Origin of the sequence: Brevundimonas mediterranea, from assembly GCF_011064825.1 — a bacterium.
Taxonomy (GTDB): domain Bacteria; phylum Pseudomonadota; class Alphaproteobacteria; order Caulobacterales; family Caulobacteraceae; genus Brevundimonas; species Brevundimonas mediterranea_A.
In genome coordinates this window covers 1,428,783-1,443,835 of record NZ_CP048751.1, presented here as the reverse complement: position 1 = coordinate 1,443,835, position 15,053 = coordinate 1,428,783, and the positions used below count along the sequence as shown (strand labels likewise).

15 protein-coding genes are annotated in these 15,053 nt (G+C 67.2%); 13 read left to right on the top strand and 2 right to left on the bottom strand.

Going from position 1 to position 15,053, the window contains the following annotated elements; genetic code table 11:
- The first annotated feature begins 34 nt into the window (after nucleotides 1-34).
- The 5 genes from polA to GYM46_RS07020 all read left to right on the top strand — a co-directional run bounded on the left by polA (nucleotide 35) and on the right by GYM46_RS07020 (nucleotide 8,363).
- Nucleotides 35-2,950, top strand: coding sequence for a DNA polymerase I (gene polA / locus GYM46_RS07040; RefSeq protein WP_008259128.1), 2,916 nt, complete (start codon nucleotides 35-37; stop codon nucleotides 2,948-2,950).
- Nucleotides 2,951-3,684: 734 nt separating this feature from the next.
- On the top strand, nucleotides 3,685-4,539 hold the full coding sequence (locus tag GYM46_RS07035; RefSeq protein ID WP_008264072.1) for a hypothetical protein: 855 nt from the start codon (nucleotides 3,685-3,687) through the stop codon (nucleotides 4,537-4,539).
- Nucleotides 4,536-5,183 carry a hypothetical protein gene (locus tag GYM46_RS07030; protein ID WP_198004259.1) on the top strand — a complete coding sequence of 216 codons (648 nt, stop codon included), beginning with the start codon at nucleotides 4,536-4,538 and terminating at the stop codon, nucleotides 5,181-5,183. The genes GYM46_RS07035 and GYM46_RS07030 overlap by 4 nt, the downstream gene beginning before the upstream one ends.
- A gap of 185 nt (nucleotides 5,184-5,368) precedes the next feature.
- On the top strand, nucleotides 5,369-6,151 hold the full coding sequence (locus GYM46_RS07025; RefSeq protein ID WP_008262814.1) for a hypothetical protein: 783 nt from the start codon (nucleotides 5,369-5,371) through the stop codon (nucleotides 6,149-6,151).
- 127 nt (nucleotides 6,152-6,278) lie between these two features.
- Nucleotides 6,279-8,363, top strand: coding sequence for a terminase large subunit domain-containing protein (locus GYM46_RS07020; RefSeq protein ID WP_008260656.1), 2,085 nt, complete (start codon nucleotides 6,279-6,281; stop codon nucleotides 8,361-8,363).
- Nucleotides 8,364-8,387: 24 nt separating this feature from the next.
- Here GYM46_RS07020 and GYM46_RS07015 read toward each other — a convergent pair whose 3' ends face one another.
- The gene (locus GYM46_RS07015; protein WP_008264326.1) at nucleotides 8,388-9,542 is read right to left on the bottom strand and encodes a hypothetical protein; all 1,155 of its coding nucleotides are present in this window, start codon (nucleotides 9,540-9,542) and stop codon (nucleotides 8,388-8,390) included.
- A gap of 147 nt (nucleotides 9,543-9,689) precedes the next feature.
- Here GYM46_RS07015 and GYM46_RS07010 point away from each other — a divergent pair, with 147 nt between their 5' ends.
- The gene (locus GYM46_RS07010; protein ID WP_008261253.1) at nucleotides 9,690-9,893 is read left to right on the top strand and encodes a twin transmembrane helix small protein; all 204 of its coding nucleotides are present in this window, start codon (nucleotides 9,690-9,692) and stop codon (nucleotides 9,891-9,893) included.
- 3 nt (nucleotides 9,894-9,896) lie between these two features.
- Nucleotides 9,897-10,469, top strand: coding sequence for a cob(I)yrinic acid a,c-diamide adenosyltransferase (locus tag GYM46_RS07005; RefSeq protein ID WP_008261323.1), 573 nt, complete (start codon nucleotides 9,897-9,899; stop codon nucleotides 10,467-10,469).
- Between the two features lie 205 nt (nucleotides 10,470-10,674).
- Here the strand turns inward: GYM46_RS07005 and GYM46_RS07000 are convergent, their stop codons facing one another.
- The gene (locus GYM46_RS07000) at nucleotides 10,675-11,019 is read right to left on the bottom strand and encodes a hypothetical protein (RefSeq protein ID WP_008260333.1); all 345 of its coding nucleotides are present in this window, start codon (nucleotides 11,017-11,019) and stop codon (nucleotides 10,675-10,677) included.
- Nucleotides 11,020-11,134: 115 nt separating this feature from the next.
- On the opposite strand from GYM46_RS07000, the gene GYM46_RS06995 reads away from it, so the two are divergent.
- The 6 genes from GYM46_RS06995 to GYM46_RS06970 all read left to right on the top strand — a co-directional run bounded on the left by GYM46_RS06995 (nucleotide 11,135) and on the right by GYM46_RS06970 (nucleotide 15,049).
- The gene (locus GYM46_RS06995; protein WP_008259580.1) at nucleotides 11,135-11,899 is read left to right on the top strand and encodes an electron transfer flavoprotein subunit beta/FixA family protein; all 765 of its coding nucleotides are present in this window, start codon (nucleotides 11,135-11,137) and stop codon (nucleotides 11,897-11,899) included.
- Nucleotide 11,900: 1 nt separating this feature from the next.
- On the top strand, nucleotides 11,901-12,830 hold the full coding sequence (locus GYM46_RS06990; protein ID WP_008261292.1) for an electron transfer flavoprotein subunit alpha/FixB family protein: 930 nt from the start codon (nucleotides 11,901-11,903) through the stop codon (nucleotides 12,828-12,830).
- 7 nt (nucleotides 12,831-12,837) lie between these two features.
- Nucleotides 12,838-13,167, top strand: coding sequence for a DUF6883 domain-containing protein (locus GYM46_RS06985; protein WP_008260125.1), 330 nt, complete (start codon nucleotides 12,838-12,840; stop codon nucleotides 13,165-13,167).
- Nucleotides 13,168-13,172: 5 nt separating this feature from the next.
- The gene (locus GYM46_RS06980; RefSeq protein WP_008259680.1) at nucleotides 13,173-13,403 is read left to right on the top strand and encodes a DUF4926 domain-containing protein; all 231 of its coding nucleotides are present in this window, start codon (nucleotides 13,173-13,175) and stop codon (nucleotides 13,401-13,403) included.
- Nucleotides 13,342-13,701, top strand: coding sequence for a DUF167 domain-containing protein (locus GYM46_RS06975; RefSeq protein ID WP_164952634.1), 360 nt, complete (start codon nucleotides 13,342-13,344; stop codon nucleotides 13,699-13,701). The genes GYM46_RS06980 and GYM46_RS06975 overlap by 62 nt, the downstream gene beginning before the upstream one ends.
- Nucleotides 13,702-13,849: 148 nt before the next feature.
- The gene (locus GYM46_RS06970) at nucleotides 13,850-15,049 is read left to right on the top strand and encodes an alkaline phosphatase (protein ID WP_008260577.1); all 1,200 of its coding nucleotides are present in this window, start codon (nucleotides 13,850-13,852) and stop codon (nucleotides 15,047-15,049) included.
- Nucleotides 15,050-15,053: the final 4 nt, after the last annotated feature.

Sequence of the window (15,053 nt, the reverse complement as noted above, 5' to 3'; positions counted from 1 at the left end):
TGACGCGGCGGCTCCGGCCGCCTATGTTCCGGCCATGACCGACGCCTCCGCTCCCCAGACCGCCCCCGAACAGGATCGCCCCCTCACCCAGGACGGCCCCGCCCTGCGGCTGTGGATGATCGACGCCTCGGCCTATATCTTCCGCGCCTATCACGCCTTGCCGCCGCTGACGCGCAAGTCCGACGGCCTGCCGGTCGGGGCGGTCCAGGGCTACTGCAACATGTTGTGGAAGCTGCTGAAGGACATGAAGGGCGCCGACGGCCCGACCCATCTGGTCGCCATTTTCGACCACTCGGACAAGACGTTCCGCAACACCCTGTATGACCAGTACAAGGCCCACCGCCCGCCGGCCCCCGAGGACCTGGTCCCGCAGTTTCCCCTGGTGCGCGAGGCGACGGCGGCCTTTGGCGTCCATTGCGTCGAACTGCCCGGCTACGAGGCCGACGACCTGATCGCCACCTATGCCTGCAAGGCCCGGGACGCCGGCGGCGAGGCGGTGATCGTGTCCTCCGACAAGGATCTGATGCAATTGATCGGCGGCGGCGTCGTCATGTGGGATCCGATGAAGGACCGGCGGCTGGCCGAGCCCGAGGTGTTCGAGAAGTTTGGCGTCGGCCCGGAGAAGATGATCGATCTTCAGGCCCTGATCGGTGACAGCGTCGACAATGTTCCCGGCGCCCCGGGCATCGGACCCAAGACGGCCGCCCAGCTGCTTGATGAATACGGCGACCTGGACGCCCTGCTGGCCCGCGCGGGCGAGATCAAACAGCCCAAGCGCCGCGAGACCCTGATCAATTTCGCAGATCAGATCCGCCTGTCGCGCGAGCTGGTCCGCCTGACCTGCGACGCCCCGGCGCCCGAGCCGATCGAGGATTTCGCCGTGCGCGATCCGGATCCCGAGACCCTGTCGGCCTTTCTGGACAAGATGGAGTTCCGGTCGCTGCAACGTCGTGTCGGCGACGGCAGGGCCGGCCCCAGCGAGACTTCCGCCTTCGCCCCCAAGCGCGCCCCGAACCTGAGCGCCCCCGTCGCCACGCCCCGCTACGGGCAGGTGGTGGAAGGTCCCGCCGAGGCCCAGATCTTCGACCTTGAGGCTTACGAGTGCGTCCAGACCGAAGAGGCGCTGGATCGCTGGATCGCTAGGGCGGTCGAGGCGGGGAGTGTCGGCTTTGACACGGAGACGTCGTCGCTGTCGGCGACGCATGCGGGGCTGTGCGGGGTGTCGCTGGCGGTGGGGCCCAATGAGGCCTGTTACATCCCGCTGACGCATGAGCATGAGCCGCAGGCGGGCGAGGGAGGGCTGTTCGGGGTGCCGGGGGAGGCGCGGGAGCCGATCCAGCAGCTCGACAAGGCCAAGGCCTTGGCGAAGCTCAAGGTTTTATTAGAAAATCCGTCGGTTCTGAAGGTGCTGCAGAACGCCAAATACGATCTGGCGGTCATGGCGCGGCGGGGGATCCGCGTGGCTCCCTATGACGACACCATGCTGATCTCCTATGTGCTGGAGGGCGGGCTGCACGGGCATGGGATGGACGAGCTGGCGCGGCTGCATCTGGGGCATGACCCCGTGCCGTTCAAGAGCGTGGCGGGAACGGGCAAGAGCCAGAAGTCGTTCAGACACGTCGCCCTGAAACCCGCCACCCAGTACGCCGCCGAGGACGCCGACGTGACCCTGCGCCTGTGGCGCCTCCTCAAGCCCCGGCTGGCGCGCGAGGGCCTGTCCACCGTCTATGAGACCCTGGAGCGCCCCCTGCCCGCCGTCCTGGCCGAGATGGAGACCGCCGGCGTCCGCATCGACCCCGACCGCCTGAAACGCCTGTCCAGCGAGTTCGGCCTGCGCATGGCCGAGCTGGAGGCCCAGGCCCACGAGATCGCCGGCCGCCCCTTCAACATCGGCTCCCCCCGCCAGATCGGCGAAATCCTGTTCGGCGAGCTGAACCTGCCCGGCGGCAAGAAGACCGCCTCCGGCCAATGGGGCACCGACGCCAGCGTGCTGGAAGACTTGGCCGCCACCCACGCCCTGCCCCGCGTCCTGCTGGACTGGCGCCAGCTGTCCAAGCTGAAGGGCACCTACACCGACGCCCTGACCGCCGCCGCCGACCCCGCCACCGACCGCGTCCACACCAGCTATCAGCTGGCCGCCGCCACCACCGGCCGCCTGGCCAGCTCGGACCCCAACCTTCAGAACATCCCCATCCGCACCGAGACCGGCCGCGAAATCCGCCAGGCCTTCATCGCCGCCCCCGGCCATCTGCTGATCAGCGCCGACTACAGCCAGATCGAACTGCGCCTGCTGGCCCATATCGGCGACATCCCCGAGCTGAAACGCGCCTTCAAGGCCGGGCTCGACATCCACGCCGCCACCGCCAGCGAAATGTTCGGCGTCCCCGTCGAGGGCATGCCGTCCGAGACCCGCCGCCGCGCCAAGGCCATCAATTTCGGCATCGTCTACGGCATCAGCGCCTTCGGCCTGGCCGCCCAGCTGGGCATCGATCAGGGCGAGGCCGGCGCCTATATCAAGACCTATTTCGACCGCTTCCCCGGCATCCGAACCTATATGGACAAGACCAGGGCCGAGGTCCGCCAGGCCGGCTTCGTCTCCACCGTCTTCGGCCGCCGCATCCACATCCCCGCCATCCACTCCAAATCGGGCGCCGAACGCCAGTTCGGCGAGCGCGCCGCCATCAACGCCCCGATCCAGGGCGCCGCCGCCGACATCATCCGCCGCGCCATGATCCGCATGCCCACAGCCCTGGCCGAGGCCGGGCTGACCACCCGCATGCTGCTGCAGGTTCACGACGAACTGGTCTTCGAAACCCCCGAGGCCGAGGCCGACCGCGCCATCACCGTCATCAAACGCGTCATGGAAACCGCCTCAGACCCCGCCGTCGCCCTGACCGTCCCCCTGGTCGTCGACGCCCGCGCCGCCCCCAACTGGGACGCCGCGCATTGAGGCGGCTACCGGCCCCGACGCGGTCGGGCCCTGCTTGAGCCGAGCGGCGAACCCGCCGCGGGGGATTTGACCCGAGGCCCCCGGCGGACCCACCTATCGGTGATCGGCGAATAGCCTTTACACGCGGCACGAGCGACCCCATTTTACCAGCGCGCGGGGAGGCCCGGAATGGACACCGGATACCCTCAAGCCCCCTGGATGGGGACAAGCACCAGCGTAGCCTTTGCTGGCACCGATAAGGACTCTGGGGTTGCTGTGCCTCACTGGAGCAAACCGGATCGGCAGTCAGGTCCACTTAGGCGCGGCTTCCAGCGTTTCTAGAACGCCCATGGCCAACCGTGATCGGGGATGACGTCGGTAAGTTTCGAAACTCCCTGGCCAACCGTTTTCCCCCCACGGGGTTGCGGCGCGTCGCTCCCCTGAGGATCAGGCCCATGGCTAAATCTCAGAAGGTGCGTCGAGTGGTTTGGAAGATCGACATTGCACATTGCCTCTTGGCAGTTGCCGTCATCCTACAAGCCCTCAAATGAGAGAATGGGGAGCCTCCGGCTCCCCATTTTTGTTCTCACCTATTCTCAATCTAGTCCATCGCCACCGTGAAGGTTACCATATCCACGCTCTCTCTATAGCCTCTAGGCTACGTGTTGCCGGCGACGTGGCGGGATCATCAGGTCCTGGACTTCATTTAAAACGGTTCTCTGGCAGGAGCAGCCTACTCTCGGTTAAGCTGTGGCATGTCCAAGCTAAAACTCGACCTCATTAAGAACAGCATCTCCTACTTCCGGGAAGCCGTTGCCTATGCGCAGCGCGATGAGCTGGACGAGACACGCTGGAAGTTTGCGATCATCAATGTCGTGCAGGCGATGGAGCTGGCCTTCAAGGAAAAGCTGCGCCGCATTCATCCGGCTCTAATTTACTCATCAGTGGACGAGCGCACCGACACCGTCTCGCTTAAGAAAGCTCTGAATCGGTTGGTCGATCCCGGTATCGGCGGACTGGTCATCGCTGAAAAAGATCCCCGCAAGATCGAAACCGCCGTGAAGCTCAGAAACGAGTTGACGCATTTCGAATGCGAGCATGAGCACGAGCATATGGAGGCGAAATTTGCCGACATTTTCAGCTTCATGATTTTCTTCTATCGAGAGCATCTCGGCCTCGAAACGGAAGAGTTCATCGACTACGACGAACACCAGCGCATTATCGGGCTGGTTAAAGCGCGAGCAGAGCTTCGAACGCGCGCCCGAAGCTACATCAAGGCCGAAAACTTTATCGACGTTTGGATTTGCCCGTCCTGCGACGAGTCCACTTTCGTCGCTCAGAACGGCGAGTGCTGTTTCTGCCACCACAAAGAGGCGGTGATCGAATGCGCGTCTTGCGGTCAGGAAACACTTGAGTCGAACGTGATCGACACGTCCAACTATCTCGATTGGGACTATGACGAAGGCAGAATGGTCCTCATGGAGGACTACGGGATGGAAATGACCGCCTGTCAGGGTTGCATCGAAACCTTCAAATCAAAGGTCGAGGATATGCGCCAAGCGCAGTACTACGAGTATATGGAACGCGAAGCGATGAGCTACTCCCGATGAGCTTGCTCGCGAAACTGAAGGCCATGGCGGATGCGGACAAGGCGCTCGACGAGCAACTTCCTCTCATCGAGGTCGTCCAACGCATCGTCAAACTAAACGAGGGCCTGAGAAGCTTTTGGTCATCAAGTCATGGCTGGGCTCCAGCCGATGCGGCGGAGTTGATGGGGAAATCTCGGCTCGACCGTCAGGCCTCCCTCTCACGCTCACTGCTGCATTGGATAACAGCCGATGAAGAGCTTGAAGACGGCGACCTCATACTCGGCTGGACCAATCTTGGTAGCCTGATCGAAGGTACTATTAAGCTCTTCCTCGCGGTCTATTACGAAGATTTCAAAGCCGACTTCGAGAATGTGAAAAAGACGCAGGCGTGGCACTCGAAGCAGGAGAAAGTCCTCGAGCCAGACGGTCTGCGCCTCGAAGTCCTCGTGCATTATGTGGAGACAGCGAAGCTCTTTCAGGGCGACGACCTTGCCCTCTTCAAGCTCGTGCAGCAGAGGCGCAACGCTATCCACGCCTTCAAGGACAGGGATATCGGAACCCCTGCCGAGCTGCATTCAGCGATGCGGGCCTACCTAAGATTCCTGCGAGACACGGCTTCACGCCTGCCCTATCCCGATGACTTATATGAGCCGCGAGAGCTCTAGGTCCACAGCACGGCCATCTAACGGAAGTGCAGGACCGAACTCCCGGTGTGTCCGCAGCGCCTCGCGTCGGACACCGGGCGTATGGATCCTAGGGACAAGCCCTAGGATGACGAAGCCGGGGGGTGGATCGACAACATCTTCGCCTTGTGGTGAGTGCGGCGGAGTTTGGGGGATGAGGCGCCATCATGTTCATAGCGCCGCTGCTGGCACTCGCTGTTCTGGTTCCGGATCCGGGGACGCCCAAATTGTGGGAGCAGGAGGCGCCCGCCACCAACTGGGCGCGGACGCCCGATCCCGAAGTGACCTCTGACCTGATGCCGGGGTTCGCGGCGCAGTTGGACCTGCAGGGCTGGGCCATTGTTCGCTGTTATCAGGAGACGGACGGCCATCCCTACAACTGCAGGGTCGTCGAAGAACGGCCGCAGGGCTTGGGGTTCGGGTCTGCGGCGCGCGTGGTGGTCGCCAGCGGGGAACTGAGGCTGGGGCGGGTCGCCGGTATACCGATGCCGGGCGAGGTGCGGGCCAGAGTGCGTTTCCGCGTGGAGGATGAGGCGGAAGAAGGCGGGTGGAGCGGGCCGGAGCCGTCCGAAATCCAGCTGAAGCTTGCGCGCCAGATCGTCGATCGCGCCTATGAGGACGGGGAGCCGGAAGAGGACAATTTCCTCGACGGGCTGGATTACGACAGGCGGGCGGTCGTCCAGGCCTGGGTCGATGAACTGTTCGTCGAGGTGCGCGCCGAGCGGCGCGAGGCCCTGGTGTTGCAACTGGCGCGGCTGGCGAGCGAGAGCGACCTTCGTCGCCTGCTGGCCGGCGACTATGTATCGCCGCCGGATATGGACAGGTTTGAATCGGCCTATCCGGAATCCAAGGCCGCCAAGGCGGCGGTCGCAGAACTGAGACGCCGATACTGCGAACGGTACAGCTGCGACGCCAGCGAGGTGAAGACGGACGAGGCGGGCGGTCGGTAGGAATTACGGGCGCTGGACGGGTTGAACGCCCGCAATTCTGAAAGCGAACGCCTTTGAAATCAGGCGGTTGAACTCCGAATTTCCCAATCGACGCGCCTGAGGTGCGGCCTGGCTTAGGCTTCTCCGCATGGGAAAGCCGAGCAAGCTGAGTGATGAGGAATGGGAGGCCTTGTTCGACCGCGATGCGCGGGGCGAGCGGCGGTCGGATCTGGCGCGGGAGCATGGGGTGTCGGTCTCGACCCTCTGCTGGCAGGCGAAGAAGCGCGGGCGGATGAAGGGGCAGGCGCCGGATGCGGTGGATCATCGCCGGCGGCCGGCGGAGGGCTGGCCGGCGGATCATGTCTTTCCCCAGAGCCGGTCGGGCATGACGCCCGCGCGCTGGCGCGAGCTGTTGGCGCGGCGGAATGCGGGCGAGACCAGTGCGGTCCTGGAGGCCGAGTACGGGGTGACGACGGGGGCCATCGCCTGGGCGGCGAAACGCTATGGGCTGCGGAAGATGGACACGCCGGGGGCGGTGTATCAGCCGCGCGGACCGGCGGCGGGGGCCTATAATTATGGGCGGGGGGAGCCGGCCCTGACCATCGAGATCGACTGGAGCGATCCGGTGGGGACGGTGCGCGAACTGCACGCGGATGTGCTGAAGCGGTTGAGCGACGGGGACGAGCCGGAGGCCGCGCGGCTGTGGCGCTGGTCCCAGCGGACGCGGGTCATGGCGGGCGTGGGGGCGGCGGACCTGCGGGCGCTCTGGAAAAAGCACGCTACTTCTCCTGGGGGCTATCGCCCTTCGGGCTACTTGAGCCCCCAGACCCCCGGTTTGCTCCAAGGCGGCGACGGGGGCGGTCAGGGCGGCGGGGGCTTGGTCCTTCGTCCGGCGCAGAAGCCGCCCGAGGGGGCGTGGTCGACCTGGTTGTTTCTGGGCGGGCGGGGGGCGGGCAAGACTCTGGCGGGGGCGTCGTGGATCGCGGACATGGCCGAGCGGCTGGGGGCGGGCGGGCGGCTGGCGCTGATCGGGCCGACTTTGCACGATGTGCGCGAGGTGATGATCGCCGGGCCGTCGGGGGTGATGAGCCTGCCGCGCTGGACGGGCGTCGGAGGGGATGGGGCGGTGGAGTGGCGGGGGCCGGAGTATCAGCCGTCGCGGCGGCGGCTGGTGTTTCCGAACGGGGCCGAGGCCTTTGTCTTCTCGGCCGAAGACCCCGACAGCCTGCGCGGCCCCCAGTTCGCCGCCGCCTGGGCCGACGAATTCTGCGCCTGGCGCAACGGCGGGGAGACGCTGGCCCTGCTGCGGATGGGGCTGAGGTTGAGGTTGCCCAACCCGGACTCCCCAGCCGTCGATGCAGACGCGGCGCAAAACGGGGGAGTGGGGGCTAAAGTAGCGAGGCTCCGCGAGCCGAGCGATAGCCCCCGGCTCGTTGTTACGACCACGCCGCGCCCGACGAGGGCGCTCAAGGCGCTCCGCGCCGAGGCGTCATGTGCGCTCACCCATGCGACGACGCGGGACAATGGGGATCATCTGGCGCCGGGGTTTCTGGAGGGGCTGGAGCGGCTGTACGGCGGGACGCGGCGGGCGGCGCAGGAGCTGGAGGGCCAGGTGGTCGAGCCCGAGGGCGGGCTGTTCACCGCCGAGATGATGGCGGCGGCGCGGGGGGAGGCGCCGGTCTCTGTCGAGGCGCGGCCGGTCTATGAGCGGGTGGTGGTGGGGCTGGACCCCACCTGTTCGCGCGGCGGGGACGCCTGCGGCATCGTGGCGGTGGGGCGGCGCGGGGAGACGGCCTGGGTGCTGGCCGATCGCTCGATGCGGGGGTTGTCGCCGCAGAAATGGGCCGAGCGGGCGATGGAGACGGCGCGGCTGTTCGGCGCCCGATGCATTGTCGGCGAGGTCAACCAGGGCGGGGACATGGTCGAGGCGGTGCTGAAGGCGGCCGGGTGCGGGGCGGATGGGGAGAACATCGGCTTTACGGCGGTGCGAGCCTCGCGCGGCAAGGCGGCGCGGGCCGAGCCGGTGGCGGCCCTGTATGAACAGGGGCGGGTGCGGCATGCGGGGGTCTTTGCGGCGCTGGAGGAGGAGCTGATGGAGCTGGGCGCCGAGGAAGAAGGGCAGGCTGCCGGATCGGGGGAGGGGCATTGGGACCGGGCCGACGCCCTGGTCTGGGCCGTCACCGACCTGATGCTGGACGGCCGGGGCGCGGGGCCGCGGGTGCGGGCGCTCTAGGCGGCCCCCGTTAGGCCGCCCCCATTAGGCGGCCATGACGCCGATGTCGTCGGGGCTTTCGCCGCGGCCCAGAAGCCCGGTCTCGAAGTCCATGAAGATGTCCATCAGCTCCTCGACATTGGCCGGATGGGCCGCCGGGCCGAAGCGGAAACGCCAGTAGCTGACGATATGCTGGACCGCGCCCAGCTGGTCGCCCAGCTTGGCGAACATGGAGGGGGCGTCCAGCAGGAAGTCGCGGAAGGCGGTGGGGCGGCCCTCCTGGGTCAGGCGGGCGTAGGCGTCGTCATAGATGCTGAGGGTGCGGCTGACCTCGTCGCAGGTGCGGATGATGCGGCCGCGCAGGACCGCGCGGCTGCGGTCCAGATATTCGCGGGCGGGGCGGTCGATCCTGCCGCTCGGCTTGATGGTGCGCACGGCCTCGGCCACGGCGGCGACCTCGCCCAGCAGGGTGGACAGGGTCCATTTGTAATAGAGGAAGCCCTTCCAGCAGAAGACCCCCTCCTGATACTGTTCCGGCGCCAGACGCAGGGTCAGACGCAGGGCCTCCAGCTGGTCGCCGGGCGTGTTGGACAGGATCTTGGCCGCCATCCGCGCCGCCGAGTCCGAGGCCACCGCAAACGTGTCGGCCCCCAGGCTGAGGGTGACCAGGGGCTCGACCTCGCTATGGACGAAGGCCACCATCCGCTGCAGGTCGCCGTCGCTGATGGAGAAATAGCAGGGGGCCGGATCCAGTCCGCCGCGCCGCAGCTGCTCGCGCAGCAGGAAGGGGTCCAGGGACGGCAGCTTGTCGATCAGGCGCAGGGTCTCGATATCCGGGTGGGTAGGGGCCACGCCGAAGGCCTCGATCATCATCCGCTCGAAGCCGATCTGATTGACGAAGACATAGCGCCCCCCGGTCTTCAGATCCTCGTCGTCGATCGGGATGACCACCTTGGTGGCGACCTGGCGGCGGCCGGTGAAGAGATCGGTCTCGTTGCGCCGCAGCCGGTGCTTGATGATCAGGGACCGGTTCAGGGCGTGGGTGCGAAACACCGGCCGCGCGGCCCAGTCGGGATTACGCACGGCGCCGTCCGATCGGCTGTCGCCGTTTTCCTCCCACACCCGCAGAAGGTTCAGCACCCGGGCGGTTGAGGCGGAGCCCCGGAGGTGTTCGAGGTTGCGGACGGCGCGATCAGTCATGACGCGCAGATTGCAACGCCAATCGTGACTAATGGCTTAGCTGTCGCGCAGAAAAACCGGGGGTCGGCGAATCCATCCCCGGCTCCGGCGGGATCAGCACGGGCTCGGTCGCTGGCGTCCGACGCGCGCGGGGACTAGAACAGGGGCATGCAGATGTTCGACATCCTGGTCGTCGCCGCCATCCTCGCCGTCACGGTGACGCTGGGTCTGGGCCTCTATTCGCTGTTCCGGGGCGGGGACTACGCCCGGAGCCATTCCAACAGGCTGATGCGCTGGCGGGTCGGGCTTCAGGCCGTCGCCGTGCTGATCCTGGTCGTCGGCATGGTGTGGAAGGCGACGCAGGGGGCCTGATCCATGGTGACGCTGAACAAGATCTACACCCGCACCGGCGACGACGGGCAGACCCGCCTGGCCTCGGGCGCGCCGGTGTCCAAGGCTGATCCCCGGGTCGAGGCCTACGGCGCGGTGGACGAGCTGAACGCCGTCCTGGGCGTGGCCCGGCTGAACAGCGGCCAGAACGACCGGATCGACGCCATGCTGGCCCGGATCCAGAACGAGCTGTTCGACCTGGGCGCCGACCTGGCGACGCCGCTGGACCCGCCGCCGGCCTGGGAAGCGCTGCGCATCCTCGACAGCCAGGTTGAGCGGCTGGAGCAGGAAATCGACTGGATGAACGAGAGCCTGAAGCCGCTGGACAGTTTCATCCTGCCCGGCGGCTCGCCCCTGTCGACCCATCTGCACGTGGCCCGGACCGTGTGCCGCCGGGCCGAACGCGAGGCGGTGCGGCTGGTTGAAGCGGGGGAAGCAGTCAATGGCGCGGCGGTGCGGTATCTGAACCGGCTGTCGGACCATCTGTTCGTGGCGGGGCGGCGGGCGAATGCGAACGGGGCCAATGATGTGAAGTGGAAGCCGGGGGCGACGCGGTAGGGCTGCACCGCCCATACAGGACGAAAGAAGAGAGGGCGGCGTCACCTCTCCGCGCGCGAAGGCGCGTGGGGAGGACAGGTCGCGCTTGCGACCAGGCGGGGGCGCCTCCGGCGGTGGGGTGGCCCCCAAGAGCGTCTGGCGCCGAGTCGCCCCCTCCTGGCGTTCGCTGACGCTCTCGCCTGTCCGACGGGGAGGTGAAGGGTGGTCAGGTCGCCGGTCGGGCCGCCGCCAGGGCCGCTTTCTGGCGGGTGATTTCGGCGGCGCGGGCGCGGTCCTGGGCGGCGAGTTGGTCTTCGATGCGGATCAGTTCGCGGTTCTTTTCATCCGAGGCCTGGGCGCGCGAGACGCCGTTGGGGCGGCCGGTGATCTCGGCGATGGAGATGGGCTGGGCGCAGATGCGGTTGTCCATGTCGTACCATTTGCCCGCCGCCTCGCAGCGTTCGCCCGGCGCGACCCAATAGGCCTGGACCGCGAAAACCCCCGCCACGGCGACGCCGAACAGGGCGAAGAAGATCATGGCCAGGCGGGGAAAGGTCAGGAAACGCTTCATCTCAGGATCCGTTAGGCGGGTTTTGCACGGGAGCTTGACCCCGCGTTACGTTGACAGGCCTTCGCGACCGCTCCATGTCCTGCCCCTACATTCAGGCGAATTCACGGATAGACCCATGAAGGTTCTCGTCCCCGTCAAACGGGTGATCGACTATAACGTCAAGGCCCGCGTCAAGGCTGACCAGTCCGGCGTCGATCTGGCCAACGTCAAGATGAGCATGAACCCCTTCGACGAAATCGCCGTCGAAGAGGCGGTTCGTCTGAAGGAAGGCAAGGAACACCACGCCGCCGGCACGGCGACCGAGATCGTCGTGGTCTCCATCGGCGTGACCCAGGCCCAGGAAACCATCCGCACCGCCCTGGCCATGGGCGCGGATCGGGGCATCCTGATCCAGTCGGATGCGGACCTGGAGCCGCTGGCGGTCGCCAAGCTGCTGAAGGCGGTGGTCGAGGAAGAAAAGCCCGATCTGGTTCTGATGGGCAAACAGTCGATCGACGGCGACAACAACGCCGTGGGCCAGATGCTGGCCGCCCTGCTGGACTGGCCCCAGGCGACCTTCGCCGGGAAACTGGTCATCGAAGGCGGCAAGGCGACGGTGACGCGCGAGGTCGACGGCGGCCTGCAGACGCTCTCGGCGGACCTGCCGGCCGTGGTGACGGTGGACCTGCGGCTGAACACGCCGCGCTATGCGTCGCTGCCGAACATCATGAAGGCCAAGAAGAAGGAGATCGCCATGAAGGCGGTCGCCGACTACGGCGTCGATGTCGCCGACCGTCTGAAGGTCCTGAAGGTCACCGAGCCGCCGAAACGCTCGGCCGGCGTCAAGGTGGCCGATGCGGCCGAACTGGTTTCCAAGCTCAAGTCCGTGGGAGCGCTGTAATATGGCTGTCCTCGTCATCGCCGATCACGACGGTTCGACCGTTCGCGACACCACAAACAAGACCGTGACCGCCGCCCTCGCCCTGTCGTCCGATGTGGATGTTCTGGTCGTCGGGCAGGGCGTGCAGGCGGCCGCCGACGCCGCTTCGAAGATCGCCGGCGTCCGCAAGGTGCTGCTGGCCGAGAGCGCCGGCCTGGGCCACGGCCTGGCCGAGGCGGTGACGGACACCGTCCTGCCCCTGGCCGCCGGCTACGACGCCATCCTGACGCCCGCGACCACGGACGGGAAGAATTTCGCCCCCCGGATCGCCGCCAAGCTGGACGTCGCCCCGATCTCGGACATCATCGAGGTGGTGTCGGCCGACACCTTCGTGCGGCCCATCTACGCCGGCAACGCCCTGGAGACGGTCCAGTCGGCCGACGCCAAGAAGGTGATCACCGTGCGTCCGACGGCCTTCGCCGCCGCCGCTGAAGGCGGTTCGGCCGCCATCGAGAGCGTCACGGGCGCCGATGCCGCCAAGACCGCCTTCGTTTCCGAGGAAATGGTCAAGTCGGACCGCCCGGACCTGGGCGCCGCCAAGATCGTGGTCTCGGGCGGTCGCGCCCTGGGCTCGGCGGACGAGTTCCACGCGGTTCTGGAACCCCTGGCCGACAAGCTGGGCGCCGCCATCGGCGCCTCGCGCGCGGCGGTGGATGCGGGCTATGCGCCGAACGACTATCAGGTCGGCCAGACCGGCAAGGTGGTGGCCCCGGCCCTGTACATCGCCATCGGCATCTCGGGCGCCATCCAGCACCTGGCCGGGATGAAGGACTCCAAGACCATCGTCGCCATCAACAAGGACCCGGACGCCCCGATCTTCCAGGTCGCGGATTATGGCCTGGTCGGCGACTACAAGACCGTCGTGCCGGAACTGATGGCCGCCCTGGGCTGAGGCTCGAATGAGGCTGCCAGGCGGTGGGCAGGCGGTCGTTCCGGAGGGAAAGATCGAAGCCTACTGCCTGTCGGCGGACCACCCGGAAGGCCGACACAAGGCCCGGGTCTTCGCGTCCGCCCTGGGTCTGACCCGGGCGGACGCTCCCTATCTGAAACGCCGGCTTCTGGAAGCGGCCAGGGAGGCCGAGGCCGAGCCGTTCGGGACGACGCCGTTCGGGACTCTGTACCGGGTCCGCTTCATGCTAGAGTTCCGCGGTCGCACGGCGCTGATCCGCAGCGGCTGGATCGTAGGATCGGACGGGGTTCCCCGTCTGACGACCGCGATGGTGGAGTGACGACCATGATTGAGGAACTCGACGTCGTGGCCCTTCTGGCCGATCTTCCGGATCTGGGCCTGAAGAAGGGCGAGCGCGGCACGGTCGTGATGATGCTCGACCCGGCCCGCTTCCTGGCGGAGTTCGCCGACGAGAGAGGCGTGGAACGGGCGACCCCGACCCTGAGCGCCGAAGATGTCGAAGTGGTCTGGCGCGCCGCCGATCATCGCGCCCCGGATCGACGCGCCGCCGGTTGATCCCCTGTCCCGACTTCCGATCAAGCTACAGCCCGGCGCGTCCAGCGACCGGATCGACGGCTGGGACACAGATCCCGAAGGCCGGCCCGTGCTGAAGGTGCGGGTGCGCGCCCGGCCCGTGGACGGCGAGGCCAACGCCGCCCTGGTGAAATTCCTGGCCAAGGCGCTCGGGGTGTCGCGGTCCTCGGTCGTGCTGGAGCGGGGCGGGCAGTCGCGGCTGAAAATGGTCTCCGTCGAGGGGCTGGACGAGGCCGGGCTGAAGGCGCGGATCGACGCGGCCACAGGCGAGGCGGGCTGAACCCCGGAGCCGCCCAGACCGCCCCGAACCGCCCAGAACCGGATCGCCGCCGGGTCGGGGGAGGGCGACTGTCACAGGTTCGCGGTAGACAGGCGGGGGCGGATCGGGGGACGCGGGCGGCCTTGTCTGATTTGCTGGACCGACGCCCATGACCCCTGTCTCCCTCCGCCTGGTTTCCGCCCTCGCGCTTGCGATCGGTCTTTGCGCCTCGGGGGGCGCCTCGGGGGGCGCCTCTGGAGCCTCGGCCCAGACGGCGGCCCGTCCGCCGGTCGAACAGAGCCAGAGCCAGGGCCGGGCGAAGAATGTGATCCTGTTTCTGGCGGACGCCGGGGGCGTGGCCTCGGTCCATGCGGCCAGCGTGATGGCCTATGGCGAGCCGCTGAGGCTCCATATCCAGCAGTGGCCGAACCTGGGGCTGAGCGAGACATCGCCGGTCGACGCCTTCGTGTCGGACTCGGCCAACGGCATGAGCGCCATCGTGACCGGGGTGAAGACCCACAATGGGGTGATCAGCCAGGGGCCGGACGGCGAACGCGGCCGGCGCGACGGGACCCCGACCCAGACGGTGCTGGAATACGCCGAGCAACACGGCCTGCTGACCGGGGTGGTGACCGACCGTCCGATCACCGACGCGACCCCGGCCGCGACCTACGCCCATTCGAACGACCGCGGCAAATGGGGCGAGATCTTCCCCCAGGCCTTTTCGCCGCGCTTCGGCGACGGGGTGGATGTGCTGATCGGCTCGGGCCGGACGGAGATCGCCGAACAGATGGCGGCGAACGGCGTCAGCTACGACAGCCTGGCCCAGGCGCACGACCGGCCGATCTATGCGACGCTGGAGGCGGCGCCGGCGGGGAACCGGCGGCCCGTGGTCGTGGCCGAAGAGATCGACGTGCGGGCGGCGACCCTGAGGGCGCTGGACCTGCTGCAGGCCGGGGACAAGGGCTATCTGCTGGTGGTGGAATGGGACGCCCACACCGACGATCCGCGCGAAGGCCTGCAGAACATCGCCGACCTGGACCGGCTGATCGCCGAGGTGCAGTCGCGCGTCGATCTGGACGACACCCTGATGATCTTCACCGCCGACCACTCTTTCGGCCTGCAGGTCGACGGCGGGCGTCGCGGCCAGCCCCTGCTGGAAGGCTATGAGGCCTGGAAGGCGCGGGACGGCGACGACCGCGTGGTGCGGCTGGAGAATGTCATGGTCAACCGCACCCATACGGCCGAGGAGGTCCCGGCCCTGGCCATCGGCGTCGGCGCCGAACGGGTGCGGGGCTATTTCCCCAACACCCATCTGTTCGAGGTGATGATGAAGGCCTTCGGCTGGACGCCCTCGTCCGGCGACTGAGACT

Excerpts from the sequence above, each read along its gene's own strand:
- GYM46_RS07035 (WP_008264072.1), top strand. The coding sequence starts at position 3,685 with ATGTCCAAGCTAAAACTCGACCTCATTAAGAACAGCATCTCCTACTTC.
- GYM46_RS06970 (WP_008260577.1), top strand. The coding sequence starts at position 13,850 with ATGACCCCTGTCTCCCTCCGCCTGGTTTCCGCCCTCGCGCTTGCGATC.
- GYM46_RS07025 (WP_008262814.1), top strand. The coding sequence starts at position 5,369 with ATGTTCATAGCGCCGCTGCTGGCACTCGCTGTTCTGGTTCCGGATCCG.
- GYM46_RS07015 (WP_008264326.1), bottom strand. The coding sequence starts at position 9,542 with ATGACTGATCGCGCCGTCCGCAACCTCGAACACCTCCGGGGCTCCGCC.
- GYM46_RS07020 (WP_008260656.1), top strand. The coding sequence starts at position 6,279 with ATGGGAAAGCCGAGCAAGCTGAGTGATGAGGAATGGGAGGCCTTGTTC.
- GYM46_RS06975 (WP_164952634.1), top strand. The coding sequence starts at position 13,342 with ATGTCGAAGTGGTCTGGCGCGCCGCCGATCATCGCGCCCCGGATCGAC.
- GYM46_RS07010 (WP_008261253.1), top strand. The coding sequence starts at position 9,690 with ATGCAGATGTTCGACATCCTGGTCGTCGCCGCCATCCTCGCCGTCACG.
- GYM46_RS06990 (WP_008261292.1), top strand. The coding sequence starts at position 11,901 with ATGGCTGTCCTCGTCATCGCCGATCACGACGGTTCGACCGTTCGCGAC.
- GYM46_RS07005 (WP_008261323.1), top strand. The coding sequence starts at position 9,897 with ATGGTGACGCTGAACAAGATCTACACCCGCACCGGCGACGACGGGCAG.
- GYM46_RS06980 (WP_008259680.1), top strand. The coding sequence starts at position 13,173 with ATGATTGAGGAACTCGACGTCGTGGCCCTTCTGGCCGATCTTCCGGAT.
- polA (WP_008259128.1), top strand. The coding sequence starts at position 35 with ATGACCGACGCCTCCGCTCCCCAGACCGCCCCCGAACAGGATCGCCCC.
- GYM46_RS07030 (WP_198004259.1), top strand. The coding sequence starts at position 4,536 with ATGAGCTTGCTCGCGAAACTGAAGGCCATGGCGGATGCGGACAAGGCG.
- GYM46_RS06995 (WP_008259580.1), top strand. The coding sequence starts at position 11,135 with ATGAAGGTTCTCGTCCCCGTCAAACGGGTGATCGACTATAACGTCAAG.
- GYM46_RS07000 (WP_008260333.1), bottom strand. The coding sequence starts at position 11,019 with ATGAAGCGTTTCCTGACCTTTCCCCGCCTGGCCATGATCTTCTTCGCC.
- GYM46_RS06985 (WP_008260125.1), top strand. The coding sequence starts at position 12,838 with ATGAGGCTGCCAGGCGGTGGGCAGGCGGTCGTTCCGGAGGGAAAGATC.